Origin of the sequence: Gordonia sp. (in: high G+C Gram-positive bacteria) (assembly GCF_049299075.1) — a bacterium.
Classification (GTDB): domain Bacteria; phylum Actinomycetota; class Actinomycetes; order Mycobacteriales; family Mycobacteriaceae; genus Gordonia.
Genome location: NZ_JBAQWU010000291.1, coordinates 1 through 7,694 on the forward strand (window position 1 = coordinate 1; position 7,694 = coordinate 7,694).

9 protein-coding genes are annotated in these 7,694 nt (G+C 64.5%); 7 read left to right on the forward strand and 2 right to left on the reverse strand.

The annotated features are described in order from the left end of the window. The 7 genes from rplR to map all read left to right on the forward strand — a co-directional run. Window positions 1-372, forward strand: a 372-nt coding sequence (gene rplR / locus WAW85_RS08845) for a 50S ribosomal protein L18 (protein WP_422559244.1), incomplete at its 5' end; no start/stop codon positions are given. A gap of 43 nt (window positions 373-415) precedes the next feature. Beyond that, window positions 416-1,099, forward strand: coding sequence for a 30S ribosomal protein S5 (gene rpsE, locus WAW85_RS08850; RefSeq protein WP_422559245.1), 684 nt, complete (start codon window positions 416-418; stop codon window positions 1,097-1,099). A 3-nt stretch (window positions 1,100-1,102) separates the two neighbouring features. Continuing rightward, window positions 1,103-1,288, forward strand: coding sequence for a 50S ribosomal protein L30 (rpmD, locus tag WAW85_RS08855; protein WP_422559246.1), 186 nt, complete (start codon window positions 1,103-1,105; stop codon window positions 1,286-1,288). Next, on the forward strand, window positions 1,285-1,728 hold the full coding sequence (gene rplO / locus WAW85_RS08860; RefSeq protein ID WP_422559247.1) for a 50S ribosomal protein L15: 444 nt from the start codon (window positions 1,285-1,287) through the stop codon (window positions 1,726-1,728). Before rpmD ends, rplO begins: the two co-directional genes overlap by 4 nt. Before the next feature lie 242 nt (window positions 1,729-1,970). After that, window positions 1,971-3,317: a preprotein translocase subunit SecY gene (secY, locus tag WAW85_RS08865; protein ID WP_422559248.1), complete on the forward strand. Its 1,347-nt coding sequence runs from the start codon at window positions 1,971-1,973 to the stop codon at window positions 3,315-3,317. Then, window positions 3,314-3,859, forward strand: coding sequence for an adenylate kinase (locus tag WAW85_RS08870; protein WP_422559249.1), 546 nt, complete (start codon window positions 3,314-3,316; stop codon window positions 3,857-3,859). Before secY ends, WAW85_RS08870 begins: the two co-directional genes overlap by 4 nt. Then, a complete protein-coding gene (map, locus tag WAW85_RS08875; RefSeq protein WP_422559250.1) occupies window positions 3,859-4,656 on the forward strand; it encodes a type I methionyl aminopeptidase in 798 nt (265 codons plus the stop codon). Before WAW85_RS08870 ends, map begins: the two co-directional genes overlap by 1 nt. A 50-nt stretch (window positions 4,657-4,706) precedes the next feature. Here map and WAW85_RS08880 read toward each other — a convergent pair whose 3' ends face one another. Both WAW85_RS08880 and WAW85_RS08885 read right to left on the reverse strand, forming a co-directional pair. Then, complete coding sequence (locus tag WAW85_RS08880; protein ID WP_422559251.1) at window positions 4,707-6,197, reverse strand: protein kinase domain-containing protein; 1,491 nt, start codon at window positions 6,195-6,197, stop codon at window positions 4,707-4,709. A 209-nt stretch (window positions 6,198-6,406) separates the two neighbouring features. Further along, window positions 6,407-7,480, reverse strand: coding sequence for an RCC1 domain-containing protein (locus WAW85_RS08885; protein ID WP_422559252.1), 1,074 nt, complete (start codon window positions 7,478-7,480; stop codon window positions 6,407-6,409). Between the last annotated feature and the right edge of the window lie 214 nt (window positions 7,481-7,694).

Consider the following 7,694-nt stretch of genomic DNA (forward strand, 5'->3'; position numbering starts at 1 on the left):
CCCCTCGGCACGGATGCATCGACGCGTCGTCGTACCTCGACGAATCGTCGGCACTTCCGCCTGCGCAAGAAGGTCGCCGGCACCGCCGCGCGTCCGCGCATGGCCGTCAAGCGCAGCAGCCGCCACATCCACGTCCAGGTGATCGACGACCTGACCGGCCGCACTCTTGCCGCCGCCAGCTCGATCGAAGCCGACGTGCGTGCGGCAGGCGGCGACAAGTCCGCGCAGGCCGCTAAGGTCGGCGAACTGGTCGCCCAGCGTGCCAAGGCCGCTGGCGTCGAGGCCATCGTCTTCGACCGCGGCGGCAAGGCCTACCACGGCCGCATCGCCGCGCTGGCCGACGCCGCTCGCGAGGGAGGCCTGTCGTTCTGATGATGACCATGAACAGCACTACCAAGACCGGAGGGGACTTCTGATGCCCGGACGTCAGCGTGACGGCGGGAACGGTCCCGCCGGAGCCAATAACAGCAATGACAATCGCGGTAACGACAACCGTGGGGGCGGCGAACGTCGCGGCCGCGGAGACAACCGCGGTGGCCGCGGCGGCCGGGGCGGGGAGCGCGAAGAGCGCAACCACCTCGAGCGCGTCGTTACGATCAACCGTGTCTCGAAGGTCGTCAAGGGCGGCCGCCGTTTCAGCTTCACCGCTCTGGTAGTGGTGGGCGACGGCCAGGGCATGGTCGGCGTCGGCTACGGCAAGGCGAAGGAAGTTCCGGCCGCGATCCAGAAGGGCGTCGAGGAGGCTCGCAAGAGCTTCTTCCGCGTTCCGATGATCGGCGGTACCGTGACCCACCCGATTCAGGGTGAGGCTGCGGCCGGCGTCGTCATGCTCCGTCCGGCCAGCCCGGGTACCGGTGTGATCGCCGGTGGCGCCGTGCGCGCCGTCCTGGAGTGCGCCGGAGTGACCGATATCCTGGCCAAGAGCCTGGGTTCGGACAACGCCATCAACGTCGTCCACGCGACCGTCGAAGCACTCAAGTCGCTGCAGCAGCCTGAAGAGGTCGCTGCCCGACGCGGGTTGTCTGTCGAAGAAGTTGCACCGGCCGGCATGCTGCGCGCTCGCGCCGCCGCCGCAGCCGCTGCGACCGAAGGGAAGTAAACCATGGCACAGCTGCAGATCACCCAGATCAAAGGCACCATCGGTACCAAGAAGAACCAGCGTGACAGCCTGCGCACCCTTGGCCTCAAGGGTATTCGCAAGACCGTCACCCGCGAGGACACGCCGATCAACCGCGGCCTGATCAACGTTGTGCGGCACCTCGTGACAGTTGAAGAGGTCAGCGAATGAGCGCAATCAAGTTGCACCACCTTCGCCCCGCACCGGGTGCGAAGACCGACAAGACCCGCGTGGGTCGAGGCGACGGCTCCAAGGGTAAGACCGCGGGTCGCGGCACCAAGGGCACCAAGGCACGCAAGAACGTGCCAGCTCGCTTCGAGGGTGGCCAAATGCCAATCCACATGCGGCTTCCGAAGCTTAAGGGCTTCACGAACCGCAACCGGGTCGAGTACCAGGTCGTCAACGTTGGCGACATCACCCGCCTGTTCCCGTCCGGTGGCACCATTGGTGTTCCCGAGCTCGTCGCCGCTGGCGCCGTGCGCAAGAACCGGCTGGTGAAGGTCCTGGGTGACGGTGAACTGACTGTCAAGGTGGATATCACCGCCGACAAGTTCACCGGTGCGGCCCAAGAGAAGATCGCCGCTGCCGGCGGCACCTGCACCGAGCAGTAAGACGCTCGTGGGCACCTACCAGTGACGACACGGTCAGGTGCGCCCGGAGTGTTTGTCCCCTAGTTGGATGAGCGCCGGACGCGCCTGACCGGTCGCGCTTGGTGGGCTGTTAGAGTTTTTGTTCTGCGGGGTCCCTCCCCGCCCGCGGCACCGGCCGAGCCGGTATCGCGGGGAATTTCATGAGTAGAAGCCGAGCACCGCTCGCGATCATTTCAGTGATTGCGCGGTCGTAGGAGGAGTTAGTGCTTTCCAGTCTCGTGGCGACCTTCCGGACGCCTGACCTGAGGAAGAAGATCTTCTTTGTCCTCGGCATCCTCGTGCTCTACCGCTTCGGCGCGACGCTACCGTCGCCCGGCGTGGACTTCCGCATGATCAGCCAATGTGTGGACGAAGCCAGCCGTGGCGATTCCGCGCAGATCTACTCGCTGATCAACATGTTCTCCGGCGGCGCCCTCTTGCAGCTGTCAGTCTTCGCGATCGGCATCATGCCGTACATCACCGCGTCGATCATCGTGCAGCTGCTGACCGTGGTGATTCCGCGCTTCGAGCAGTTGCGCAAGGAAGGCCAGTCCGGCCAGGCCAAGATGACGCAGTACACCCGCTACCTCACGGTGGCGTTGGCGCTGCTGCAGTCGACCGGCATCGTCGCGCTCGCCGCGTCGGGCAATCTGCTTCCGACGTCCGGCGGCGAATGTGATCCGACCGCCATCATCCGTCGCGGTGCCGACGGCGAGATCTCCATCTGGGTCATGATCATCATGGTCCTGGTGATGACCGCTGGCGCGTGCCTGGTCATGTGGTTCGGTGAGCTGATCACCGAGCGCGGTGTGGGCAACGGCATGTCGCTGCTCATCTTTGCCGGTATCGCCGCCCGCCTCCCGGCGGAAGGCCGCACCATCCTGCAGACCCGTGGTGGCTTGGTCTTCGGACTTGTCTGCCTCGCGGTCCTGATCATCCTGCTGGCCGTCGTGTTCATCGAGCAGGGCCAGCGACGCGTCCCCGTCCAATACGCCAAGCGCATGGTGGGCCGCAAGATGTACGGAGGATCGTCTACGTACATTCCGATCAAGGTGAATACCGCCGGTGTCATCCCGGTGATCTTCGCCTCGTCGCTTCTGTACATCCCGCAGCTGATCATCAGCATTACCCAGGGCAGCAGCGAAGTGGCCGGCTGGAAGCTGTGGATTCAAGACAACTTGGTGAACCCGGGCAGCTGGGTGCACATCCTGGTCTACTTCCTGCTCATTATCTTCTTCACGTACTTCTACGTCGCAGTGACCTTCAACCCGGAGGAACGTGCCGACGATATGAAGCGCTACGGCGGCTTCATCCCCGGAATCCGTCCGGGCAAACCGACCGCCGACTACCTGAGCTACGTGCTGAGCCGTATTACGCTGCCCGGCTCGATGTACCTCGGTATCATCGCCATCCTCCCGAACCTGTTCCTGGAAATCGGCAACAACAGCAGTGTGGCCAACCTCCCGTTCGGTGGAACCGCGCTTTTGATCATGGTGGCCGTCGGCCTCGATACGCTTAAGCAGATCAACAGCCAGCTGATGCAACGCAAGTACGAAGGGTTCCTGAAATGAGACTCATCATCGTTGGCCCGCCCGGAGCGGGCAAGGGCACACAGGCCGAACTGCTGTCCGAGACACTCGGCATCCCGCACATCTCCACCGGCGACCTGTTCCGCGCGAACATCTCGCAGGGCACTCCGATCGGCCTCGAGGCCAAGAAGTACCTCGACGCCGGCGACCTGGTGCCGCCGGAGATCACCATCAACATGGTCCGCGAACGCCTCGGCGAACCGGATGCCGCCAAGGGCTTCCTCCTCGACGGTTTCCCTCGATCGGTGGAGCAGGCCGAGGCGCTCACCGGCATTCTGGCCGATCTCGGGGTGGGCCTGGACGGTGTGCTCTCGATCGTCGTCGACGAAGACGCCGTCGTCGGGCGCATGCTGGCGCGCGGTCGTGCCGATGACACCGAAGACGTGATCCGCAACCGGATGCGGGTGTACACCGCCGAGACCTCTCCGCTGCTCGACCACTACGCGGACCGGATCATCGAGGTCGACGGTATGGGTGAAGTGGCCGCAGTGCAGCAGCAGATCCTCGGTAAGCTCGGCCGCTAGTGGTCCGTTTCCGGAAGCGGAAGGTCGTGCCGTTTCGGTCGGCCGGTGAGCTCGAGGCGATGGCTGCCGCTGGCGCTGTCGTCGGTCGCGCGCTCGTTGCTTGCCGAGAGGCGGCCGACGTTGGCGTCACCACGCTCGACCTCGACGAGATCGCCGAAACAGTGATCCGGGAAGCTGGCGCGGTTCCGTCGTTCAAGGGCTATCACGGGTTCCCGGGGTCTATTTGCAGCTCCGTGAACGATGTCGTGGTGCACGGCATACCGAACGGCACCACCGTGCTGGCGCAGGGCGACCTGGTCTCCATCGACTGCGGTGCCATCCTGGACGGCTGGCACGGTGACTCGGCGTGGAGTTTCGGCGTCGGAGAGCTCTCCCGCGACGACGAAGAACTCAGCGAAGCCACCCGGATATCCCTGGAGGCCGGGATCGCCGCGATGCTCGACGGGAACACCGTCAACGACGTCTCGCGGGCCATTGAGGCCGGCACCCGCGCCGCGGAGAAGAAGTTCAACCGCCGCTTCGGCATCGTCGACGGCTACGGCGGCCACGGGATCGGCCGCGAAATGCATATGGACCCGTTCCTGGCGAACGCGGACAATCCGGGCCGGGGTAAGGAGCTCCTGGTGGTCGGCTCGACGCTGGCCATTGAACCGATGCTGACGCTCGGTACGCCGGACACCACAGTCCTGGATGATGACTGGACCGTGGTCACCGACGACGGCACCCGCGCCGCACACTGGGAACACACCGTCGCCGTCACCGCCGACGGCCCCCGCATTCTGACGCCGCGTCCGTAGCCGTCACGGTTTCACCGGCACAGAGCGAGTCTCGGTTTCGCCGCGCTGCGTTAGCAGAGGTTTGTCGCGGCGGCGGAAATGAGATTGTCGGCCATGGTGCCGGCCTCCTGATCGGTCTTCGTCTGAGATCCGATACCTGCGCGAATGTACGCCTTAATCACGCCCGGGTCGGTGTTGCTCGCCTTCTCTCGGCACACGTAGTGACCCCAAGCGAGTGCAGTCGCGTTGTTGTTGTCGTCTGCGAAAGTGACATTGTTGCGCTGGAGTTCCGCTAGATAGTTAGCTTCCCTTGTACTGAGCTGACCTTCTGTGTTGGAGGCGGACTCTTCAACGGCGGGCTGTTCGACGGGAGTCGGTTGACTCGGGGATTGTTCAGCGGCGGACTGTTCACTGGCGGACTGGTGGTTGGTGACAGCAGACGAGTCGGCCGGGTTGTGCGCAGATTCGGGAACGGCCGGCGGCATTTCGTCGCGGGCACTGTCGTCTCCAGATTTGGTCAGGAGGACGGTGACCAGGATTCCGGCGGCTAGAAGGATTGCTGCAACTACGCTGCCGATCAGCACCGCCGTGCGATTGCCGGATCCGATATTCGATTCGCGCTGGGATAGTGGGTGCGAGCCCGCCGGGGCGGCGGGTGGCGGCAGCGTACGCAGGCGGGTGGGGACGTTTCCCTGGGTCGCTGTGCGTCCGGGCTGCGGTGCAGCTGGAGTGCGGACGATCGTTGGTGCGCTGCAGGTGTTGTTCAAGGTCGCCTCGACGAAGTCATGGCAGCTGGGGAAGCGATCAGCTGGATTCTTCGCCAGGGCCTGGTTGAAAGCTGGGTCCATAGCAGCGAGTTCTGGGCGACGACTGGAGATCGGTGGCGCAGGCTGGTCACCGTGTGCGCGGAGCAGAGCGAGCGGTGAATCTGCGACGAACGGAGGCACGCCTGTCAAGAGCTCGTAGAGGCTGCAGGCAAGTGCGTACTGGTCGGAAGCCGGTGACGGCGGCTTGCCGTCGATCACTTCGGGGGCACCGTAGTTGAGCGTGCCGATGAACATGTTGGTGCCGGTTAGATTGGTGGATCCGGCGAGTTTGGCGATTCCGAAGTCCAGTACGGTCGCGAGGAGTCGGCCGCGATCTCTCGTGAGGATGATGTTGGCCGGTTTGATGTCCCGATGGATGACGCCATGGGAGTGCGCGTAATCGAGCGCGTCAGCGACTTGCCGCGCGACGTTTCCAATTTCTGCATCGTTCAGATTCTGGGACGCGAGGTCGTCGCCGTCGAGATGGCGCATGGTGAACCATGCGGTGTCGTCGTCGACTCCGTGTGTGTAAACGGTGATGATCGACGGGTGGTGCAGGTTGGCCGCGGTGCGGGCTTCGCGGGCGAAGCGCTCGGCGAAGTCGTCCGGGTTCCCGGATCCGGTGGTGATCACCTTGAGCGCTTCGCGACGCTGGAGGGTTGGGTTATCGACGAGATATACGGTGCCCATGCCGCCACGGCCCAAGCGTCCTATCACCCGATAACCGGCAAAAGTCGATTGGGGAGACAGTTCCATGGCGCGAGCTTATCGTTTGGGTTTCTCGGGAGGTCCACCTGCACCGGGTTGTCTGTTTGGCCGACCTGCCACCGGCACAGAGACGCCCTCCGTGGACCAATGGACCACGGACCCTCGCTCTGTGCCAGCGGCGGCCCGTTCGCGCGGCTTCGTGCGTCAGCAGAGACCTGTTTCGGCTGCGGAAGCTGTGTTCTCTATAGTCTGGATTTTTAGGGGAAGTCCACCTGCACTGGGGTTGTCTGTTTGGCCGAACTGCCGCCCCAGCAGTAGCGATTCCCGGCAGCTACCGCGCACGCCGACTCGCCGACACTGATCGAGGTGACATCCGTCAGGCCTTCGACTCGGGTCGGTAGATCGCGGTCTTGTGTGCTGCCGTCGCCAATCTGGCCGTACTCGTTGTCGCCCCAGCAGTAGGCGCTGCCGTCGGCGATCGCGCAGGCGGTACCACCGCCGTTGGTGATGAAGCTTGGATTGCTCAACCCGACCACACGTGTAGGAGTGTTTCCCTGGGTGTATTCGTTAGAGCCCCAGCAGTAGGGAATGCCTCCGGCGATGACGCAGACACCGGCACCGTCGACAGTCACCGCGGTGACGTCACGCAGACCTGGGATCTGCACGGGACTGGCGCGATGGGCCTCGTAGCCCGACGGCATGGTGTCGCTGAGGACGTTGTACGTATTGCTGCCCCAGCAGTAGAGGTCGCCGTTGGAGATGGCGCACGCCGCGCCGGCACCAGCGCTGATCGCCGAGACTTCGGTCAACCCTTCCACTCGTACCGGGGTAGTCCGATTAGTGGTGCTGCCATCGCCCAATTGGCCGTGTTGATTGTCGCCCCAGCAGTACGGGAAGCCGTCGGCGATTGCACAAGCCATCTGGTATGCCGGAGAGATAGCGGTCACGTTGCTAAGACCCTGGACGGCGGTGGGTGTGCTTCGGCTTTCAGTAGTGCCGTCGCCGATTTGTCCGTAGTGGTTGAGGCCCCAGCAGTAGGCGTTGGTATCGGCGATGGCGCAGCTCAGGCCACCCGCACTGATGTCGCTCACGCCGGTCAGTCCTTCGACACGCGTGGGAGTGCTCCGGTTGACCGTCGTACCGTCACCGACCTGTCCGTTCTCGTTCTCGCCCCAGCAGTAGGCGATCCCGTCGGCGATACTGCAGGACGTGTCGTTGTCGCTGCTGATCATCGCGGGCGCGGCGACAGCGTCCTCGCCGCCGCTGAACAGCACGGCTGAGGTGATGCCGCCTATTAGTACGAGGACAGCGGCGATCGCCGCGCCGATCAACAGGGGCTTACGGTTCCTGGCCGGTGCGCTGTCTGCTGCGGGCGCGGACCGGAGCGCAGTGGCAGCGTCGGGGGATTGGGCCGTAACTGGCGTGGGTCCGGACACTGACGACCGGACGCGGGTCTGGGGTCCGGTGGGGTGGGGAGGAGTTGGCGGTTGCCCGTGCTGCGGCGGAGCCGGCGGTGTCGACCGGGGGGCGCCCGGAGTTGCGACC

Coding starts and splice junctions, on each gene's coding strand:
- rplO (WP_422559247.1), top strand. CDS start 1,285: ATGAGCGCAATCAAGTTGCACCACCTTCGCCCCGCACCGGGTGCGAAG.
- rpmD (WP_422559246.1), top strand. CDS start 1,103: ATGGCACAGCTGCAGATCACCCAGATCAAAGGCACCATCGGTACCAAG.
- rpsE (WP_422559245.1), top strand. CDS start 416: ATGCCCGGACGTCAGCGTGACGGCGGGAACGGTCCCGCCGGAGCCAAT.
- WAW85_RS08880 (WP_422559251.1), bottom strand. CDS start 6,197: ATGGAACTGTCTCCCCAATCGACTTTTGCCGGTTATCGGGTGATAGGA.
- WAW85_RS08870 (WP_422559249.1), top strand. CDS start 3,314: ATGAGACTCATCATCGTTGGCCCGCCCGGAGCGGGCAAGGGCACACAG.